At 59.3% G+C, this 18,194-nt stretch carries 15 protein-coding genes and 1 pseudogene; 7 read left to right on the top strand and 9 right to left on the bottom strand.

Features of this window, described 5'->3' with window-relative positions:
- Both AB4043_RS02890 and AB4043_RS02885 read right to left on the bottom strand, forming a co-directional pair.
- Positions 1-485: pseudogene (locus AB4043_RS02890) on the bottom strand (DUF1501 domain-containing protein); the annotation flags it as partial.
- A gap of 33 nt (positions 486-518) precedes the next feature.
- A complete protein-coding gene (locus AB4043_RS02885; protein WP_442306469.1) occupies positions 519-2,768 on the bottom strand; it encodes a DUF1800 family protein in 2,250 nt (749 codons plus the stop codon).
- 355 nt (positions 2,769-3,123) lie between these two features.
- On the opposite strand from AB4043_RS02885, the gene AB4043_RS02880 reads away from it, so the two are divergent.
- Both AB4043_RS02880 and AB4043_RS02875 read left to right on the top strand, forming a co-directional pair.
- On the top strand, positions 3,124-4,080 hold the full coding sequence (locus tag AB4043_RS02880; RefSeq protein WP_442306468.1) for a phospholipid carrier-dependent glycosyltransferase: 957 nt from the start codon (positions 3,124-3,126) through the stop codon (positions 4,078-4,080).
- A gap of 11 nt (positions 4,081-4,091) precedes the next feature.
- Positions 4,092-4,562, top strand: a complete 471-nt coding sequence (locus AB4043_RS02875; protein WP_442306467.1) for a hypothetical protein — start codon at positions 4,092-4,094, stop codon at positions 4,560-4,562.
- Between the two features lie 115 nt (positions 4,563-4,677).
- On the opposite strand, the gene AB4043_RS02870 is transcribed toward AB4043_RS02875, so the two are convergent.
- The 4 genes from AB4043_RS02870 to AB4043_RS02855 form a co-directional block, all read right to left on the bottom strand.
- Positions 4,678-5,034: a VOC family protein gene (locus AB4043_RS02870; RefSeq protein WP_442301927.1), complete on the bottom strand. Its 357-nt coding sequence runs from the start codon at positions 5,032-5,034 to the stop codon at positions 4,678-4,680.
- A 48-nt stretch (positions 5,035-5,082) separates the two neighbouring features.
- Positions 5,083-5,517: an MmcQ/YjbR family DNA-binding protein gene (locus tag AB4043_RS02865; protein WP_442301926.1), complete on the bottom strand. Its 435-nt coding sequence runs from the start codon at positions 5,515-5,517 to the stop codon at positions 5,083-5,085.
- A 101-nt stretch (positions 5,518-5,618) separates the two neighbouring features.
- Positions 5,619-7,205, bottom strand: a complete 1,587-nt coding sequence (locus AB4043_RS02860; protein ID WP_442301925.1) for a DHA2 family efflux MFS transporter permease subunit — start codon at positions 7,203-7,205, stop codon at positions 5,619-5,621.
- 18 nt (positions 7,206-7,223) lie between these two features.
- On the bottom strand, positions 7,224-8,570 hold the full coding sequence (locus AB4043_RS02855) for a GH39 family glycosyl hydrolase (RefSeq protein ID WP_442306466.1): 1,347 nt from the start codon (positions 8,568-8,570) through the stop codon (positions 7,224-7,226).
- 89 nt (positions 8,571-8,659) lie between these two features.
- On the opposite strand from AB4043_RS02855, the gene ada reads away from it, so the two are divergent.
- On the top strand, positions 8,660-9,742 hold the full coding sequence (gene ada, locus AB4043_RS02850) for a bifunctional DNA-binding transcriptional regulator/O6-methylguanine-DNA methyltransferase Ada (protein ID WP_442301923.1): 1,083 nt from the start codon (positions 8,660-8,662) through the stop codon (positions 9,740-9,742).
- 151 nt (positions 9,743-9,893) lie between these two features.
- Here ada and AB4043_RS02845 read toward each other — a convergent pair whose 3' ends face one another.
- Complete coding sequence (locus AB4043_RS02845; protein WP_442306465.1) at positions 9,894-10,769, bottom strand: carbon-nitrogen hydrolase family protein; 876 nt, start codon at positions 10,767-10,769, stop codon at positions 9,894-9,896.
- Positions 10,770-11,034: 265 nt separating this feature from the next.
- Here AB4043_RS02845 and AB4043_RS02840 point away from each other — a divergent pair, with 265 nt between their 5' ends.
- The 3 genes from AB4043_RS02840 (at position 11,035) to ahcY (ending at position 13,855) form a co-directional block, all read left to right on the top strand.
- Positions 11,035-11,703: an epimerase gene (locus AB4043_RS02840; protein WP_442301921.1), complete on the top strand. Its 669-nt coding sequence runs from the start codon at positions 11,035-11,037 to the stop codon at positions 11,701-11,703.
- 157 nt (positions 11,704-11,860) lie between these two features.
- Positions 11,861-12,124, top strand: coding sequence for a hypothetical protein (locus tag AB4043_RS02835; protein WP_442301920.1), 264 nt, complete (start codon positions 11,861-11,863; stop codon positions 12,122-12,124).
- Between the two features lie 300 nt (positions 12,125-12,424).
- Positions 12,425-13,855 carry an adenosylhomocysteinase gene (gene ahcY / locus AB4043_RS02830; protein ID WP_442306464.1) on the top strand — a complete coding sequence of 477 codons (1,431 nt, stop codon included), beginning with the start codon at positions 12,425-12,427 and terminating at the stop codon, positions 13,853-13,855.
- A gap of 274 nt (positions 13,856-14,129) precedes the next feature.
- On the opposite strand, the gene AB4043_RS02825 is transcribed toward ahcY, so the two are convergent.
- Positions 14,130-14,876: a DUF4397 domain-containing protein gene (locus tag AB4043_RS02825; RefSeq protein ID WP_442301918.1), complete on the bottom strand. Its 747-nt coding sequence runs from the start codon at positions 14,874-14,876 to the stop codon at positions 14,130-14,132.
- Positions 14,877-14,973: 97 nt separating this feature from the next.
- Here AB4043_RS02825 and AB4043_RS02820 point away from each other — a divergent pair, with 97 nt between their 5' ends.
- Positions 14,974-16,131 carry an LssY C-terminal domain-containing protein gene (locus AB4043_RS02820; RefSeq protein ID WP_442301917.1) on the top strand — a complete coding sequence of 386 codons (1,158 nt, stop codon included), beginning with the start codon at positions 14,974-14,976 and terminating at the stop codon, positions 16,129-16,131.
- A 154-nt stretch (positions 16,132-16,285) separates the two neighbouring features.
- On the opposite strand, the gene AB4043_RS02815 is transcribed toward AB4043_RS02820, so the two are convergent.
- On the bottom strand, positions 16,286-18,194 hold a 1,909-nt coding region (locus AB4043_RS02815), incomplete at its 5' end, for a SpoIIE family protein phosphatase (RefSeq protein ID WP_442306463.1).

The following is an 18,194-nucleotide window of genomic DNA, read 5'->3' as shown; positions in this document are numbered from 1 at the left end:
CCATTGCTACTGTCAGCCTGTGTAAGCGCGGACTGCCACTCGGCGGCCTGTGCGGTGTGCGAGAACAAGTTGAGCGGGATTTTGCCCGTGGTCTGTCCCTTCTTATAGGGCGTAGTCAATGGACCCGCATTGCATAGCCATGTAGCGTGACCCTGGTTGTAGAGTGAGGCTACATTCTTCAGGCTGGGATGCAGACCGAACAGACGTCCACCACTGGTAGCCTGCAGGCTGGCAAGGCTGGTTCGATCGAGAGCCAGTGCGCCTCTACCGGTGGCGTACTGCGAATAGTACGAGTCGGCAGGAATGACAGTGTTATTTCCATCGTTGCCGCCATCGAGATACACACAGACGATCGCTCGGTAGCCGCTGTTGCTGCTGGTAGCCTGCGCCAGAAGAGGTGCTGAGATCAACCGCGGAATGAGCGGTGCTGCACTCGCTCCCAGTGCAAATTTTGAAGTGTGTTTAAGAAATTCACGCCGATTCATCGTTTGTCCTCTAACTTGTGTTGTGTACTTTACCTATTGAATGGTCTGGTATGCCGCGCTTGAAACCGCCATAAACATCAGGTCGGGGAGCATGGAATTAATCGATGATCCGGTGTTAGCGGCGATGTAATTGGTCAGTGTTGTGCGAACGCTATCGGGCATCTGGCCGTGATACAGGATGTGATTGACGCGCGAAAGAAAATCATCCGTGGAGGTGCAGTTAGAGAACGGTGATGTTCTCCAATCGACCTGGAAGCCCGGTTGCTTGTTGGTGAAGATACTGTAGATCAGGCCAAGCTTGGTGACACCGTTCGCACTGGTAAGCAATTGCGCTTCAGGAGCATAGGTCCCATTGGGAAGCATGTGATCGGGGCTGTAATAGCTGAAGACCGAGGACGGACTGTAGAGGGGTTGTCCCATGGCGGCGTCGACCTTGCGCACCTGGTCGTCCGTATAGACGCCCTGCACTGAGTTCATAACATTCGCCAGGTAGAGAGCGGGATCCATGAAGTGTCCCGTGGCGGGGTCGGCCTGTGCGGCGTCATCGCCTTTGCGGGCTTCTTTATCGAGCAGGATTGCCTTAACCACCGCACCAAGATTGCCACGGACGCCGTTGCCATCATCCGCGAAGACCGCAGCGACGCGAGTGATGTATGCAGGCGAAGGATTGCTGGTTACCAGATGCTGAATCAAACGACGCGAGAGAAATGGACCGTAGTTCGGATGATTGAAGAGCGTATCGACGACCGCATCGAGATCGACCTCCCCTTTTTGCCCCGCCGGCAGTGTGATACCGGGCAAAATATTCTTGGCGCTCTGGTTGTGCCATCCTTCCGCCATGGTCATAGGGACCTGTACCTGGGGGAGAAGCTCTCCCGCACGGGCGTATTTCCATCCACTCAGTGCATTTGCCATGTCCGCGATGTTCGACTGCGTGTAGGTCGGTACTGGCTGTCCATTCGCATCGAGAACGGCTGTTCCATCCTGGTTGAGCTGCACGGTTCCAATCGTCATCAGCTGCATGAACTCGCGAGCGAAGTTCTGGTTGGGCACGATGCCGTTGTAAGCGGCATTATTGGCATTGTCGAGATACGAGCCCATCAAGGGGTTAACCGCAACATCTTTCAGAAGCGTGTGCGCATTGCCAAAGGCATCGTTCTCCAGCAGTGCTTCCCAGTAAGGTCCGCAATCCGTGGAGACACAGGCGCTGCTGCCACTGGCGACATAGACATGTGAGAGCGCGGATGAGACACGCTGACGCAGTGAGTACTGTAGCGACTGGGTATTGCGATAGTACTGTCCGTACGAGAGCCCGGCAATGCTGGTGTAGTCATAAGCCGGATTCTTCAGTTGCTGATCGATCCAACTACTCATGCCCATCTGCTGTACCTGTTGCACAGCGGCCGGCGTCGCTCCGTAGGCAGCCTGCTGCAGGAAACGCACGGCGGYATCGTAGGAGACCGGTAGTCCTTTGACTGAGAGCTGGAGTGTGCCGGTGCTTCCACCGTCGGAGCCGCTCATGCTTCCCTTGATGGCCAGCGTTCCCGAGTCCCATGCCTGCATGGCGGCCTGCACGGAGATCTGTGTATCGCTGATCTTGGTAAAGGTCTGCGACTTGCCGTTGATGGTCAACTGCGAAAGATTCGAGAGGTGGGTCCCGGTAATCGTAAGTGTGGTGGTGGCCCCGGCATCGATCTGCGAGGGCGTGCTACCGGTAAGTATTGGCAGCGCGCGACCTATGGGGAGAGCCAGTGTCGCGGTGACGGAGGGAGTAGCGATCAGAGATACAGTGATATGCGCGGTGGTGCTCGCGGCAATGTTGCTGCCGGCGGTATAAACTCCGTCCGTCGTGACCGAGCCTGAATCAGTACGCCATGTGACAAGCTGTGTTGTCGAGGTGCCGTTGAGCTGTGCCGTAAGCTGCGTGCTCTCTCCTTCGCGAAGAGAGGTCGCAGCGGTGCTGATGGTCAGTGTCTGCGAAATGCCCTTGCCGGAGGCGGTAACAATCAGCGAGCCGGTGCTGGTGGCGAAGGTGATGCCTCCGGTCAAAGTACCGGACTGATCCGGCGTAAACTGCACCGCCAGCGTGCACTTTTCATTGGCAGCAAGTGTGCCAAGACAGAGAGAAGTATCCGAGTGAAAGCTGCCGCTGACGTTGACGCTCTGTACGGTTGCTGCGGCGGTGCCGGTGTTGCTGAGCGTAATGTTCTGTGCGGCGCTGGTGACGCCTACTGAAGTGTCAGGAAAGGCGAGCTGTGTCCCGCTCAGCGTCAATAGTGGCACACCCGGTGATCCGGAGCCGGATGTCGAAGTCCCGGAGGTCGAACCGGATCCTGAAGATGAGCCCGAAATGGACGTACCCGACGGACTACTGCCGCACCCATACAGAGCGATCGATGCGCCAAGTGCAAGGTGGAGAACTACGTTTCCTGTGTGCTTTCTAAAAATACGATTCCACTGCCGCTCAGCCATCGTTCCGCTCCTTCCCGGCTTATCGGCGGTGAGCAGGAATATCGGTGCGCTGTTGCAAAATCGGGCAGTGCTGGTTGCGGCACATAACGCCAAAAAGCCGACGCCAGGACTGCACTTCTGGAAACCGCTGTGTGGACTGCCGGGATGATCCGTTAAAATCCGATATGTGAACGGAAATTACCGTGTTCTTCGTGGAACCCTGCTGGCAGTCGCGGCAATGTTCTTCGCGTTGCACGCCGTACACCTGACTGCTGACTTCCCCAATCACTCCCCTTGGATGGATTGGGCCAAGTACACGGACGAAGGCTGGTACGGCGATGCCGCTATCCGCTACTTTCTGCGGGGCAACTGGTACGTCTCAGGCGACTTCAATCCTGCCGTCGCGCTCCCCGTCTGGCCGCTCCTGGAAGCCATCGTGTTCTCCATCTTCGGCGTCAGCCTGGCCACGGCACGCGGCCTGGCCATCGGGGTCTTCGGCGGCATTCTGCTCGTGACCTATCTGCTGCTTCGCCGCATGCGCCAGGGCTCGCTGGTGCCTGCCGTAGCGGTTTTGTTATTGGCCGTAAGCCCGTTCATCTACGCATTCACCCGGCTCGCCATCCTGGAGCCATTGCTCATCTTGCTGACCCTGCTCGGCTTATACGCAGGATCCTTTCTGCAACCGGCAGCGACCGGACGCGCGAGATGGCTGCCGGTGATTGCTCTTGGCATCATTCTGCCCCTCATGGTGCTGACTAAGACGACGGCGGTCTTTCTGCTACCCGCCATCTTCTGGATGGTCTTCGCGCAGTCTGAATACAACTGGCGAGCGGCACTGCGGTTTGCCCTGCCGGCAGGCGTGATTGCCGCCGCGATCTGGGGCGGATACTTCCTGCTCTTCGTCCGGCCGCATTACCTGGCTGACTACCGCTACCTGTTCAGCGCAAATTCGTACACCAGCTTCGGCAAAGAGCCTTTATGGAAGGTGATCGCCAATACCTTCCGCGATGGCATGTGGATGGGACGAGCCTCCTACTCCCTGGTTGCCATCGCGCTTGGGGCGGTCGTTTTAACCCATCGGAGGGCCTGGCGCAACCCGCTCTATGTCTCGCTTCTGCTATGGGTAGGCGGCTTGCGGCATTAACAATCGTCGCAGTGCTGCACGCGGCAGAGACCGTCCACTACGTACGCAATCCGGAGTACACCTACCTGAATGCGGCCCGCCAGATCCGCTCCCTCATCGATGCGGACCCGCGCGGCAATCACCTGGTCCTCTCCATCTCCGGATCGAACCTGGCTCTGATGACCGGACTGCCGGCCATTTGTGACGACTTCGGCACCATGGCTTTGGACCAGCGAGTCGCCGCCTACAAGCCCGGATGGTTCATCACCTGGAACCTGGTGGAAGACGACAAAATGGATGCCCTGGCGCCGCTGTATAAGCTGACGCGGGTCGCCGAATATCCAGCACTCGACGACCCGGAGCGCAATCTGCTTATCGTCTACCGCCTTGACCCGAAGCCTGCTACACCCGCCCCCACGAAAAAGAAAACACGCAGGCGGCCACAGTTCATGGCCACCTCGCTCCGCGATGGAGAGGCAAAGGTCTCGCTCGACGACGAATAACTTAGAGCATTTTCCCTGTTGCTGGGTATCCCGGGAGCAGCGTGCAGCGGCGTTTTCATTGAGGAAAACGCCCATAGATGCACAAGCCCTACACGACACCTACAGGAAAAATGCTCTAGGCCTTTTTCGGCTCCCAGAGGGCAAACATCGCGCCAGTGGGATCAAGCAGGATCGAGAAGGCCCCCATCCCTTCCACCGTATCGCCATGCAGGAGCTTCGCACCGAGAGAGACGGCTTGATCGGTCGACTCTTTCAGATTCTCAACGCCGACGTACGGAGTCCACTGGGTGGGAGCTCCCGGCATCGTGAACATGCCGCCACCCGGGCCGGAGTCGGTCTGGAAGATGGAGTAAACCCCTACGGGCATCTGGTGATCCTGGTAGGTCCATCCGCATAACTCGCCGTAGAAGGCCTTTGCTGCGGCCAGATCCGGCGTCGTCAGTTCAAGGTGTACGAAAGGTAGCTTTGCCATGCGGGAAGAGTGCTCTCGCCCTACCGCCGCGAGCAAGTTAATTCTCGATCAAGCCTTGGGGGCTTTCGCTCTTACCTGCTTCACAGCCTTGGTCGATGTGGATTTCGCCGGCCGCGATTTCACCACCATCGCCGTCTTGATCGCCCTGGCTGGTCTGGCGGTCTTTGCATTCTTCGCGACACGCAGGCGGTGTGCCGTCATAAGCGCCCCACGGACCTGGTCTTCGCTGGCTGCTGCCAGCACCATGTGGGTGGCTCCGTTGCGTCCCCAGCCGCCAGGGACGGGCAGGAAGATCTCCGGCAGCTCTTCCACCAAGGGCTGCTGTGTCTCTGGATCGAGCATCAGGTTGCCATAGCCTTTGGCCTCGGCGGCGAGTGTCGCAAAAATACGTCCACCGACGCGAAAATCGGCCGCACCCATGTGCGAACCCTCTTCGGCGCCGGGAAGTGAGAGTGCGATCCTGCGAAAGTCAGCGGGAGTCATCGGCCAACATTTTAGGACCTATCGAGAAATTCGGTTTGCGTTAATTCGTTTTTGTGGGATTTGGGTATTCCTAACCCACTCTCGCGTTGCGAGCGTTCACCTCAGTGTGCGCCCGCCGGCGGGCCTTTTCCTTTGACCTTCTGGAAGGCCCAGACGATGGCCACAGACGCCAGACATAGCAGCGCTAATAGACGGAAGACATCAACGAATGCCCAGTACAACGACTGCCGGATAAGTTGTTGATAGAGATTGGCGTTCGCTCCGGCGGCGGCATTGGCCGGGCCGAGAAAAGAGCCCGCCAGGTACAGCCGCGTCGTCTGCACGGCCTGCTGGAAGGCGGCACCAGTGATGGGCACGGAGTTCGTGATCTCGTTCTGATGAAGTGCGGCCCGGCGTACCAGCAGGGTCTGCGCGATCGAAATTCCAATGGAGCCGCCAACGTTGCGCATCAGGTTGAAAAGGCCAGAGGCATTGCCGATCTGGTCGTTGCGCAAAGTACCGTAGGCCATGGTACTGATGGGCACAAAAACGAAGGCCAGAGCCACACCGGTGATCACGATGGGCCAGAAGAGGGTCGTCGGCGAGATATCCAGCGTGATGTTGCCGAAATAAAGCGTCGTAAGCCCGAAGACAAGGAAGCCGAGCGCAAGCAGAATGCGGTTGTCAATCTTCGCCGAGACCTGGCCCACCAGAACCGAGCCAAAGATCGCGCCTAGTCCGCGAGGAGCCACCACCAGGCCGGCGGTGAAGGCTGTGTAACCGAGCAACTCCTGGTAGAAGAGCGGAAGGACCGTCACCGTCGAGTAGATAGCCATGCCGAAGAGCAGAATCAGCAGGCAGCCCACACCGAAGTTACGATTCTTCAGGATCTGCAGACAGACCAGTGGATCACGCGATCGCCACGAATGGATGATGAACCAGATCAGCGAGACCACCAGGAACGTCGCAGCCCAGCGAATCCAGGTAGCTCCGAACCAATCATCTTCCTGCCCCTTATCGAGGATGATCTGCAGGCAGCCGGTCCAGACGCAGAGAGTGCCGAAGCCAATCATGTCGAATGCCGGCACCTTCGCTTTGGCGATATAAGGGGGGTCCTTCACGAAACGGCCAATCATGAAGACAGCCAGAAGGCCGACCGGGATGTTGATGTAGAAGGCGTATCGCCAGGAGTAGGTATCGGTTAGCCAGCCGCCAAGCGTAGGGCCGATAACGGGAGCGACGACCACACCGAGCGCAAAGACGGCCATCGCCGCGCCTCGTTTGGCCGGCGGGAATGACTCGAGCAGAATGGCCTGTGACAAGGGCTGCAGCGCTCCTCCGCCGGCGCCCTGGATCACACGAGCCAGAAGCATGAGCGCAAGACTCGGGGCTGCTCCACAGAAGAAGCTGGCAATGGTGAAGATGATCACACAGGAGATAAGAAACCGCTTGCGACCGAAGCGCAGGCTGCACCAATTCGAAGCCGGCAGGACGATCGCATTCGAGACCAGGTAGCTGGTCAGCACCCAGGTTGCTTCATCGTTCGAAGCCGAGAGCGAGCCTGCGATGTATGGCAGCGCGACGGCGGCGATGGAGGTGTCCAAAACCTCCATAAAGGTGGCCAGCATCACCGACGCAGCAATGAGCCACGGGTTTACACCCTGGGTAACGGCGCTGGATTGATCCACCGCGGCGGCGGCTGAAGCCATGCTTCCCTCTCGTTGTGGTTAGGGTGAAAACAGGCGCGTTTGATCTCGTACGTTGCTATGCGTCTCATCGACACGCTGGATGCGGACCTCGGCGTTTGCGCTGACATTCTGAAGCTGCAGCGTAATGGTGCTATTTTGTGGTTGCGCTTCGGGATCGAYCAGATTCCACAGAGCGATGGCCAGCCGTCCRTCCGCGAGCCGAGTCACRATGGCGTTCTTCGATGGGTTGGCGATGCGCTGCTCACCGAGCTTATGCAGCAGAGCAAAGTCATAGAAAGCGGGTTTGTTAATCCCGCCCATCGCGCGGATGCCGAACTGCGTAAAGGGAGCGCGTGCCGGGCCTCCCTCTTCGAAGACCTCTGAGAAGGTCCAGAAGGAAAGATAGTCGACATTGCCATCGCTCTCGCGGATGGTGTTCGCCAGCGCCGGGCCTACATATGGCGTTTCGCGGGCATCGTGAGCGGGATAGACGTTCCATTCGGTCCAGAGCAAGGGAAGATGCGGCGTCGGTGAGGAATCGATCTGACGTCGCACTTTTGCGACAACGGCAGCGACGCGGTCTTCCGGCGCGATCACCTCATCGGTGCCCAGCAGGCGTTTCACGGGCTCGTCGGCGTAGCCGTGGGTCGAGACGAAATCCACCGGAACGTGATTCCGGGCACAGAAGGCGAGGAACCCGGGAATCCAGGCAGCGGCGGCAGTGGCCGGGCCGCCGACACGAAGGCGTGAATTGACGGCTTTCAGAGACCGGGCGGTGTTGGCGTAAAGACCGAAGTAGGTCTCGCCACGGGGAACGCCACCCCAGAAGTCGATGTTCGGCTCGTTCCACACCTCGAAGTACCACTGCGCCACCTCGTCAATGCCGTAACGCTCTACAAGATGCCGGGCGAGCGCCGTCATCAGGTCGTTCCAGAGCTTGATGTCTTTGGGCGGAGAGACGTTCTGCTTGTACCAGAAGGGATGCAGTGCGTCAGGGTTGAAGGCCAGCTTCTTCGGCATGAAGCTAAGCTCGACCACGGGACGAACCCCCGCGGCGCGCAGGCCGTCGTAGACCTGGTCAATGTAGTTGAAGTTATAGACCGGATTGCCCTGCCTGTCCTCGTCGTAGACGCCCAGTTCGTCGTGCAGGATGGCATGGAAGCGGATGTACTTCACCCCGGTCGCAGCGTGGACGGCGGCGAGATCGTCACGGTAGCTCTGGCGAAGCGAAAGAATCGCGCGGCCGGAGCCGAACATCTCTTCCCAGAAGTGAGGAAAGGGCTTGGCCTCGGCATGGGCATCGACACGCACCGTCTCTTCCCGTTGCGCCCCGACGGGAAGTACGGCACACCACAACAGTACGGTGAGAACAACTCTGCGGCTCATATTGCGCGATTAGATGCCAGGGAATGTCCGAGACTTTGCCGGCAAGAACCGGGATGTGGCCATCTGGCTAACCGTTGCAGGATACTGACATGAACCTTGCTATGGCACTTCGCCCCTCCATCCCGGCCGCGATTCCAACCGTGATCGAAGACACCCGCTGGAAGCAGGTGCTCGACCGCGATGCTGCCGCCGGCTTTGTCTACGGCGTGCAGTCGACCGGAATCTTCTGCCGCCCGTCCTGCCCCAGCCGCAGGCCTAACCGCACGCAGGTCCGCTTCTTTGACACCACTGCAGAGGCTGCGGCGGCGGGCTTCCGCGCCTGCAAGCGCTGCCGGCCGACGGAACGTCCTCATGATCGCTTTGCCGAGCCGGTGAGCCGCGCTGCGGCGTATCTTGCCGCCCACAGCGATGAGACGGTCACACTGGACGAACTCGCCCGGATGACCAAAACCAGCCCCTTCTCGCTGCAGAAGAACTTCAAGCGCATCCTCGGGGTAACCCCGAAGGAGTTCGCGGCTGCAAAGAAGCTGGAGCGCCTGCGCAAGCATCTGCCCCAGGGGCGGGTCACAGATGCAACGTATGAAGCAGGCTTCTCTTCGCCGAGCCGCATGTATAAGGCAGCGGAGGCTCTGGGTATGACGCCGGGTGAGGCTGGACGAGGCGCTCATGGGCTAACGATCCGCTTTACCACCAGCGAGTGCTCTCTCGGCCGGGTGCTGGTGGCGGCAACCGACAAGGGCATCTGCTCCATCGCTTTTGGAGATTCGCCATACCAGCTGGAGATCGACCTTCGCGCCCGGTTTCCCCATGCGGAGATTGAGCCGACGGAAGACGATCCACTGTTGACACAGGGCGTTCGCTTTGTACTGGCGCAGCTACGGTCGGCTCCGCATGAGCTCGACCTGCCGCTCGATCTGCGCGCAACCGTCTTTCAGCAGCGTGTGTGGAAGGCGCTACGTGAGATTCCTCGCGGAGAGACACGCACGTATGCCGAGGTGGCGAAGTCGATGGGACAGCCCACAGCGACACGCGCGGTAGCGCGTGCCTGCGCGACCAATCCGGTAGCCGTAGCGATTCCCTGCCATCGCGTGATTGGGAGTGATGGCAAGCTTACTGGTTATCACTGGGGAGTTGAGAGGAAGAAGCGGCTGTTGGAGATGGAAAGCCGGTAAGAGTTAAAGGTTAAAAGTTAAGGCATGGGTGGGGTTGTTGGGTAGAGAAGCAGATTTCTTGCTTTCGCTCCGAAATGACAAACGAAAAGACGGTTCGAGATCCGCTCGAATACCCGAGTCCCTGAGGGGACATGGGCACCCGGTGCATGGGCTAGTCCAGACGCGGTTCGAAGCGGAAGATGTCGGGACGGCTGTAGTGACCGGCGACATCGAGATCGAACTTGCCGCGCTGGATCTCGTCCATATCGAGATCGGCGAAGAGGAGGTCGGGTTCTGCCATTGGCCCTGCGAGCAGTTCGCCGCGTGGGGAGACGATAAGACTTCGGCCGTGGATCTCTCCGCCGATTCCCTGCAAATCTCCAGGCCAGTCGGAGATAGCCAATTGCTGGCAGGCGCTAAGTACGAAACAGCGGCCCTCATAGGCGATGTGTTTCATGCTGGTCTGCCACATCTCGCGCGCATCCACAGTCGGTGCGCACCATAGCTCCACGCTCTGGTTGTAGAGGTGTTGCCGGTAGAGCGGCATGTAGTTCTCCCAGCAGATCGCCATACCGATGCGGCCGATCTCTGTCTGAACCACCTGCATGGTGTCGCCTCCACCGAAGCCCCAGATCAGCCGTTCACTGCCTGTCGGCATAAGCTTTCGGTGTTTCGCCACAACGCCGCCGTTCGGTGTGATGACCAGCGAGATGCAGTAGAGCGTATTGCCGTCGCGTTCGACTGCGCCGGTGACGATATGCAGATTGAGCTCACGCGAGAGAGATTCGAGATGCACGGTCTCCGGCCCGGGACAACGGATCGCAGCTTCCATGTAGCGGCGGAAGAGCTCGCGGCCCTCGTCGGTGCGATTGCCCACGGTGGCTCCGAAGGTGAGACCTTTGGGATAACCGCCGAGYATCGCCTCGGGAAGCACGAGCAATTGTGCGCCTTGCGCGGCTGCCTTGCGGCAGAGCGATTCGACGCGATCGAGAGTGCGAGGTGTATCGAAGAGGATGCTACCGGCTTGAGCAACAGCGACTTTCAGCATGGAGACGACTCCTCAACACCATTCAATCATCCGGTTCGCCGGGGACCTCGGCCTTCAGCGCTTCATCCTCGGCGTTCCCGGACAAATTGCCGATAGTCCAGTCCTGTTTATCAAGTTCGCGACATACATCATTAAGAGCTTTCGGCGTCCGAAGCGCCACAAAAACAGGTCCTTCACTACGTTCAGGATGACAACATTTATTAAGAACGTTCAGAGTGACAACTTTTTGACCAGAACTTTGTCGGGCCGGCGACATCTATTGGATATGCGGGTGTTGATCTTTGGAGCGAGTGGAATGGTGGGGCAGGGCATCCTGCTGGAGTGTTTGCGGGCTGTCGATGTAGCAGAGGTTGTCTCCGTCGGGCGGTCACCGCTACCGCAAAAGCACCCGAAGCTCAAAGAGATTCTGCTGCCGAACCTCTTCGACATCCCTACCGTAACCGACGATCTCACCAACTTCGACGCGGTCTTCTTTCCGTTGGGCGTCTCGTCATTTCGTATGTCTGAAGCGGACTACCGTTACATCACCTACGACCTGACGATGAAGATCGCCTCTCTGGTAGCTAAACAAAGCCCGCAAGCGACCTTCTGCTACGTCTCCGGCCGCGGAACAGACATCAACAGCCGCACCATGTGGGCGCGGGTGAAGGGCGAGCTGGAGGAGGCCCTGCTGCGGCTGCCGTTTGCCGATGCCTTCATGTTCCGCCCCGGGGCGATCCGGCCGATGGACGGCATCAAGACCAAAACCCCTCTCTATAACGCGATCTACCTTCTTTTCAGTCCAATTGTCCCGCTGCTGGCACGGCTGTTTCCAGAACAGATCACCACGACGCGCGAAGTGGGCAATGCCATGCTGGCGGTGGCGCGGAAAGGATATCCCAGCCCGATTCTGGAACCGATCGATATCCGACGTGCCGCGGGAGTCGCCATTTAGAGCATTTTCCCTGTTGCTGGGTATCCCGTAAGAAGTGCGCAGCGGCGYTTTCWTTGCGGAAAACGCCCATAGGATGTAGGTGCCCTGGACTACACCGACAGGGAAATGCTCCAGGGGCTGTTTCCCTCGTGGGGGGCCTGTGATACGTTGCCCCCATATGTCCTATACGGAAAGTTACGAATGTGACGTTTGCGGCAATAAGAAGGGAGAGCGCGATCTGTGGTGGCTCTCATTCGCTGACTGTATCCCTGGCTCCTCACCCGACGACACCATCCCGGTCATCAAGTTCTCCCGCTTCGATGTTAGCCATTCCCATGACAAGACGGTGAAGCACCTCTGCGGCGCCCAGTGCGCGGCGACGCTGATGAACCGCTGGATGAGCGATCAGCACGAGGATCCAGACCAGCACTGTGCTCGATAGAGCACAGCCCTGTAAGGCGGCAACACGCTCCGTACAGCGCGCGGCAGAGCATTTCTCCTGTAGGTGTAGTGCAGGGGGTGTGCATCTATGGGCGTTTTCCTCGATGAAAACGCCGCTGCACACTCTCACGGGATACCCAGCAACAGGAGAAAGGCTCTAATCTATAAGGGCGCTTGAATGCGTGGTTTTACCGCTCGCTGCACGGATTCCCCGTTCCCGCAGGTTGCACGAAAAGTGGTGCAATCTGGGTGCTATTCTGAGGCGGGAATTTTTCTATCCCAATTTTTCTAAGAGGTACCTATGTCCACAGCCACTCTGGAACAGACACTGCCCTACAAAGTCGCCGACATCTCGCTGGCCGACTGGGGACGCAAGGAGATCACCATCGCCGAGCAGGAGATGCCCGGCCTGATGTCGATCCGCGCGAAGTATGCCCCGGCTAAGCCGCTGAAGGGCGTGCGCGTTACCGGATCGCTGCACATGACCATCCAGACCGCCGTGCTGATCGAGACGCTGGTAGAGCTGGGTGCCGATGTGCGCTGGGCAAGCTGCAACATCTTCTCCACGCAGGACCACGCCGCCGCTGCCATTGCCGCTGCCGGCGTACCCGTTTTTGCCTGGAAGGGCGAGACGCTGGAAGAGTACTGGTGGTGCACGGACCAGGCGCTAAGCTTCCCCGGCAGCCTGGGACCGCAGCTTGTCGTCGATGACGGCGGCGATGTGACCCTGCTGATCCACAAGGGCTATGACCTGGAGAACGGTGACCGCTCGTTTGTCGACTCCGAGGGCGGCAGCGAAGAAGAGCGCGTGATCAAGGCTCTGCTGAAGAAGGTCCTGGCGCAGAGCCCGAACCGCTGGCATGATGTGGCCAAGGAGTGGCGCGGCGTCTCCGAGGAGACCACCACTGGCGTTCACCGCCTGTACAAGATGCTGGAGCAGGGCAATCTGCTGGTGCCGGCCATCAACGTSAACGACTCSGTCACCAAGTSSAARTTCGACAACCTCTACGGCTGCCGCGAGTCACTGGCTGACGGCATCAAGCGCGCCACCGACGTGATGGTGGCCGGCAAGGTCGCCGTGATCTGCGGCTATGGCGATGTGGGCAAGGGCTCAGCGCATTCGCTGCGCGGTATGGGCGCTCGCGTGATCGTCACCGAGATCGATCCCATCAATGCGCTGCAGGCAGCAATGGAAGGCTTCGAGGTCACAACCCTCGAGGAAACCCTCGGCCGCGGCGATATCTACGTCACCTGCACCGGCAACGTGGACATCATCACCTTCGAGCACATGGAGCAGATGAAGGATCAGGCCATCGTTTGCAACATCGGCCACTTCGATAACGAGATCCAGATGGACCGCCTGAATGGTGCTGCCGGCGTCACCAAGCTGAACATCAAGCCGCAGGTCGACAAGTACACCTTCCCCTCCGGCAGCTCGATCTTCGTACTCGCCGAGGGCCGCCTAGTGAACCTGGGTTGCGCAACCGGCCACCCCAGCTTCGTGATGTCAAACAGTTTCTCCAACCAGACGCTGGCGCAGCTCGACCTCTGGAAGAACAAGGACACCTACGAAGTTGGCGTGTATGTCCTGCCGAAGAAGCTGGACGAAGAAGTCGCCCGCCTGCACCTGGAGAAGATCGGCGTGAAGCTCACGACGCTCTCGCCGAAGCAGGCCGACTACATCGGTGTACCGGTGGAAGGCCCGTTCAAGGCCGAGCACTATCGGTACTAAGTTCGTTGAATGGTTCAATCGTTGAATAGTTGAATGGTGAAAAAGCCCCTCGAATATTGAGGGGCTTTCTGTTTGGGAGATAGATGGGTCTCAAAGACCCAGAATARTCGGGTGCCCCATATCTGGCGGCTTTATCGCCAGATGTGGGTTGAGAGTCACCAAAATCCTGCAAACCCACATCTCGGCGTAGCCGAGATATGGGGCACCCAGTTGTTGTGGGATTAGCAGCTTGAGAGCCGAAGTTTATCTTTCGCTCTTCAGCGCGACATCCGCGTTACTGGGTCGCCGTAGCCGAATCGTAGTCGTTGGCCACAATGACGTTCAGCGCGGGAGTGGTGACGAGCTGGCGATCGAGGATCACGATCGTGCGGGCCGATCCCTGCGGATAAGCCGTCGCTGCGCCGGTATACAGCGTCGTGGTTGTGGTGGTGAGTGCCGTTCCGTTGCTGACGATGTAGAGCGTGTAGGTGCCGACCGGAATGTTCAGATAGCCGGTATTGGTACCGAAGCTGATGTTGCTCTGCAACGATGAGACGGCAGTGACAGCCGTCCCTGACGGAACCATGTAGATATCGATATTGCCGATCGCCGTGGACTGGTCGAGGAAGCGGATGGCGATCTGACCCGAGGGAGCGGGCTGCGACTGATCCGTAAGCACCGTTGCACTCAGGCTGGCGGCGACGTTGCCGACCAGGACGGTGTACTGCTTGCTGTTGGCAAGGGTCGAACGGGCAGTGGCCAGGGCCTGCTTGGTACCGGCGGTGTTCGCGGTAATGACGTAGGTGGCCGGCGTGGCCGGAACGTAGGAAGTAGTCGTGCCGAAACCGAGGTTGTATGCCACGGCAGTGTTGCCCATATACATATCCAGACCGCCGGCATCGATGGAGGCATCAATGAAACGGACCTGCGAGGTGCTGGTGCTGCCGGTGACACCCTGGCAACCACCGAAACCAAGCGTCGCGGCGGCCAGAGCGGTCGCAGCGGCGACTCGCTTAAAGAACTGTGCAACGTCTGCTTTCATTGGCCTGTCTAAGTCGTGTGGACTACTTGCAACAGAGTACCTGATTCCGTGTTATCAACCTAGGGCGAAAGTCGTTACTCCCTGGAACGAAAGTCGTATGGTGAAGCTTCCCGCATATCTGGCATGGCCACTCGCTCTCTCTACCGCCGTCCTGGCGCAACAACAGGAGACGCCGCAGCAACGCGTCATTGCGATTCCCAGCATGCGAGCAAAGCAGGGGACGCAGCCCCTTCCCCAACGCAAATCCTCCTATAGTTTTACGCTCGCCAACACCACATGGCTGGATACCGGCGTGACTGTGGCCGCGGGCGAACACCTGAAACTGAGTGCAAAGGGCAGCTTTCAGCTTGCGGATGGGCGTAAGTCGGGTCCCGCGGGCGTCGACCGCGGATGGCGTGACCTGCTTGCCAGCTTTCCCATGAACGCCGCGCCCGTGGGCTCCCTGATCGGACGAGTGAGCGATGCGGGCGCCTCCATCCCCTTCCCCATCGGCGAAGCTGACACCGTCACCGCGCCCACCACCGGTCATCTTTACCTTGGAGTTAACCTTCCCGACAGCATCTCGGCCTCGGGCAGCTTTACCGTCAAGCTGGAATTTCCCAAGCCGGAGGCAGTCGCGCCGAAGGCCCTGGCAGCGGCGCCGATGCAGGACCTCACCTCGATGATCTCTCCTGATACCTTCGCCGAGGTACCCCGCCGCGTGAGCGACCAGCAAGGCAACGTCGGCGACATGGTGAACTTCGCCCTGGTGGGCACACGCGGACAGGTGGAGCAGGCCTTCAAGGCAGCCGGCTGGGTGCAGGTAGACCAGACCGTCGATGCCGCCATCGTGCACGGCATCATGTCCACGCTGTCACATGAGGCCTACCTGGAGATGCCGATGAGCGCACTGTACCTCTTCGACCGGCCGCAAGACCTGTCGTATGCGCGGGCGGAGGCGATCAGCGTCGTCGCCGTGCGGCATCATCTCCGTGTGTGGAACAGCGGGAAGACGATCAACGGCGTGCCACTGTGGGTCGGATCGGCGACGCATGACAACGGCTTCGAGAAAGACAAGCGCAATGGACAGGTGACCCACCATATCGATCCTGATATCGACCTCGAGCGGAAGTTCATCCTCGACAGCTTTGATGCCGCGGGCGTGTTTTCGTCTGCCGCCTATGTGTTGCCGGATGATCCGTTCTCCAGTGGAAAGACCGCGACAGGTGGAGAGTTCCATTCGGATGGACGGATTCTGGTGATGATGCTGAAGTAGCGAGGAAGAGTTAAAAGTTGAAAGTTAAAAGTTGAAGCGTTAAGGCATGGGCGGGAAGAATTGAAAGTTGAAGATGTACCGCATGGGCGCGGTACGTGATTCTTCACATTCGGCCGCACTATTCAACCATTCAACTATTCCACCATTCAACCAATCAGTTGACTCTCATTACCACCAGAGTCATATCGTCATGTTGCGGAGCGCCGTTGACGAACTCGTCGGCACGGCGATAGAGCGCGCGTAACAGGCCTTCGGCGGTGAGCGCTCCGCGGGCGCGTTCCTGTTGGGTTGCGGCGACCATGCGGCGCTCGCCCCATTCTTCGTCGTCTCCGTCCATCGCTTCGGAGATGCCGTCGGTGAAGAGCAGAAGGATGTCACCGGGTTCGAGATAGATATCGCGCTGTTCGTAGGCAGCGTCTTCAGTAATACCAACAACCATGCCGGTCACTTCGAGCTCAAGTACCTGATCGCCGCGCAGGATTACTGGCGGATTATGCCCGCCATTGGCGTAGCAGAGGCGGCGGGTTGCGGGATCGTACTCGGCATAGAAGAAGGTGGCGTAGCGGTTGGCGGTGCTGCCGTCGTAGACCAGCTTGTTGACGTGCCCCATCAGCTCGCCGAGATCGGAGGAACCGACCAGCGTGAGACCGCGCAGGCTGGCACGGAGACTTGCCATCAGCAACGCAGCCGAGATGCCTTTGCCGGAGACGTCTCCGATGGCCAGGCCGAGCAAACGCGGCTGCGGCGGTCCATCGTCGCTCGCGCGCTTCACTTCCATCACATCGTAGTAGTCGCCGCCGATCTCCTGCGCCGGGCGGCAGTAGCCAGCAACGTCGACGCCCTCGAACTCCGGATAGCTCTGCGGAAAGAGACGCTCCTGCACCTCGCGTGCGATTTCGATGTCGCGGGTGACACGCTCGCGTTGCGCAGCTTCGTGCGCGAGAGACTGGAGCAGCTCAGCGTTTTCAAGAGCGAGGCCGGTCTGCGAGGCGACGCTCTCCAGCAGACGGCGATCCATGCGGGAGTACGGCTCTTCGCTGCGCTTGGGACCGAGAGCCATGACACCGATCAAGCGTCCACGACCGGGCAGAGGCACCAGAAGCTCGGTCTGGAACTCGCTGAGAGCGGCACGCTCGGTATCGCTGGCTTCAAGCAGCCAGTGAGAACTGTCGTCGATGCGCATCGCCGCAGGCCGCTTCTCGCGGGAGAGTGTGTTGACCGTCGCCGAATGCGCCGGTAATAGGACAGGTGAGGTCAGATCCACACCCGTGGCTGTCTGCAGGCGAAAGACATCGCCGCTGCCGCGGAGGAAGACCGCCATGCGCTCAATGTGCAGCGTATCACTGATGCGCTGGGTGATGGTGCTGAGCAGCGGACCTGTTTCGGTGAAGTTGTGCGCCTGCTCTGACAGCTCGCTCAGTACCTGTTCGGTGGAGTACGCTTCGCGGAAGAAACGGCGGTCGATCTCCTGTTGCAGCCTTCCGGAGAGGACCATGCGGAAGCCAAAGAACAGGACAAGAAGAACGAAGATGAGGACAACGTCGACCGGTCTGCGATGGGATTCCGGATCGGCGAAGAAGATCGTAAGCCTCCAGGAGAAGAGAACGCCGAGCAGAGCCCTGATACCGAAGAGGGTGTAGCGCGCGAAGGCGTACCTGGTGCCCTGGCGGACGATCAGGCGAATATCCATGGCGCGCTGTACGACCATGGCATAGGCGAGAGAGAGCGGAAAGATCGCCAGGACGAGGACGATGCCAAAGCTGAGCCACTGCGGGAAGGTTTCGCTGACGTCTTCACCCGTAAGGAGCGTGTAGATCACCATGCCGCCAAAAGGGGTAAGACCGATGAGCGATCCCCAGAAGAGCAGGCGCAGGCGGCGGCCGGAGTCGGCGCCGACCTTTTCGCGGAAGATCTTGTGGCTGAACAGAACGAAGAAGTAGGCGACACAGAGGATGCTGAGAAACCTCTCGATGCGATCGATGGGCAGGAACCACGGGCTCATGGCGCGATCGAGCGACAGGTTCCAGAGGCGTGCATAGCTGTGCAGCAGGTTGAAGGGCAAC

The sequence above is a fragment of the Terriglobus sp. YAF25 genome (assembly GCF_052113305.1).
In the GTDB taxonomy this organism is placed as follows: Bacteria; Acidobacteriota; Terriglobia; order Terriglobales; family Acidobacteriaceae; genus Terriglobus.
This window is presented reverse-complemented; position numbering and strand designations above follow the sequence as displayed.

Coding starts and splice junctions, on each gene's coding strand:
- AB4043_RS02870 (WP_442301927.1), bottom strand. CDS start 5,034: ATGGCAAAGCTACCTTTCGTACACCTTGAACTGACGACGCCGGATCTG.
- AB4043_RS02865 (WP_442301926.1), bottom strand. CDS start 5,517: ATGACTCCCGCTGACTTTCGCAGGATCGCACTCTCACTTCCCGGCGCC.
- AB4043_RS02860 (WP_442301925.1), bottom strand. CDS start 7,205: ATGGCTTCAGCCGCCGCCGCGGTGGATCAATCCAGCGCCGTTACCCAG.
- ada (WP_442301923.1), top strand. CDS start 8,660: ATGAACCTTGCTATGGCACTTCGCCCCTCCATCCCGGCCGCGATTCCA.
- AB4043_RS02840 (WP_442301921.1), top strand. CDS start 11,035: ATGCGGGTGTTGATCTTTGGAGCGAGTGGAATGGTGGGGCAGGGCATC.
- AB4043_RS02835 (WP_442301920.1), top strand. CDS start 11,861: ATGTCCTATACGGAAAGTTACGAATGTGACGTTTGCGGCAATAAGAAG.
- AB4043_RS02825 (WP_442301918.1), bottom strand. CDS start 14,876: ATGAAAGCAGACGTTGCACAGTTCTTTAAGCGAGTCGCCGCTGCGACC.
- AB4043_RS02820 (WP_442301917.1), top strand. CDS start 14,974: ATGGTGAAGCTTCCCGCATATCTGGCATGGCCACTCGCTCTCTCTACC.